The 1,173-nt window shown below is 38.2% G+C and carries 2 protein-coding genes; both read right to left on the reverse strand.

Annotated features, from left to right (window positions below):
* Positions 1–419: 419 nt before the first annotated feature.
* The gene (locus tag CDZ78_RS20740; RefSeq protein ID WP_087871622.1) at positions 420–644 is read right to left on the reverse strand and encodes a BrnA antitoxin family protein; all 225 of its coding nucleotides are present in this window, start codon (positions 642–644) and stop codon (positions 420–422) included.
* Entirely contained in the window at positions 641–934 is a 294-nt protein-coding gene (locus CDZ78_RS20745; RefSeq protein ID WP_087871623.1) for a BrnT family toxin, read from the reverse strand. Before CDZ78_RS20745 ends, CDZ78_RS20740 begins: the two co-directional genes overlap by 4 nt.
* Between the last annotated feature and the right edge of the window lie 239 nt (positions 935–1,173).

Below are 1,173 nucleotides of genomic sequence, written 5' to 3' on the forward strand. Positions count from 1 at the left end.
CCGAAATTTAGTTGTAAATGCTGTGGTGGTGCAATGATCGTAGGGCGTAGGCGAATACCGAGAGTGGAGATAATGTCTCAGCCTGTGCCGACTAAAATGCTGGAACCACGAACGGTTATGTAAATTCACACACCTTCACCCAAGCAAGCAGGATAAGACCCTGAGGGAGTTGCTTGGGCTAAAATCGGGGGTTTAGGCTAAAAAATTGCTCCGAGACTTGTTGTTGTAAGTTGTCTGCAATAGGCAACTTACAATGTTCAGTTAAGATTTAAAAATAGAGCTCTGATTAATCAATCGGGCTAATCAGCAAAAAGCGTGTTCATATAGCGTAGTAACAGAATCTCTACTATCCCCCCGGGCTTATCCAACAAACGGTTCAGATTGTGGCTCGCTTCGCGATCACAATCTAACCTTGTTCGTTAGGTTTGTGATGACCATTGCATTTGTAATTTACGATGATTGATAGCACAGTCTCGCAAATATAGATTAATTAGTGTTTGATAGGGAATCCCTGTTTCTTCTGTTAATGATTTAAAATATTCAACAGAATCACAATCAATACGCATTGTAACTGGTTGTTTAAGGTATTTAAGATAAGGGTTTTTCTTCCCTTTCATTTTAGAAAAATCATAATGCTCTTTCATTTTCTTTCACTCCAATACGCTTTCGATTCATCTTTATCAGCTTTTCTAGCAGAAATAATTCTAATAATAGCTTCTTCCTCCCTGAAGCAGTGACAAACAACAAGTGTTTTTAATTTAAAACTCGTACCTAACAGAAGAAACCTATCTTCTTTTTCCGAATGCTCAGGATCAAAAAATTGTATTGCATATTCGTCATAAAATGCTGTTTGAGCCTCATCAAATGAAACACCATGCTTTGAGACATTTATCTTGTTTTTGTTGTTATCCCATTCAAACTCAAGTTTTCCCATAAGTACATTATACTTATACGGAGAATACTGTCAACTACGTTTTTTTTAAAACCTAACACTAAGCTCTGATGACGTAGGAAGATAGACGATAAATTCTAACCAACGCACTGAACTTTGATAAAAAATGATGGTTGAAAACGAAACGAGCTGCGCTTCCTACGGTCAGCTGGAGCGCTTGGTTACAGTTCGATATTCGTAAGCGTCGATTCTTCCCACCTAGACAAGCTACGCCACTTACT

The sequence above is a fragment of the Bathymodiolus platifrons methanotrophic gill symbiont genome (genome assembly GCF_002189065.1).
In the GTDB taxonomy this organism is placed as follows: domain Bacteria; phylum Pseudomonadota; class Gammaproteobacteria; order Methylococcales; family Methylomonadaceae; genus Methyloprofundus.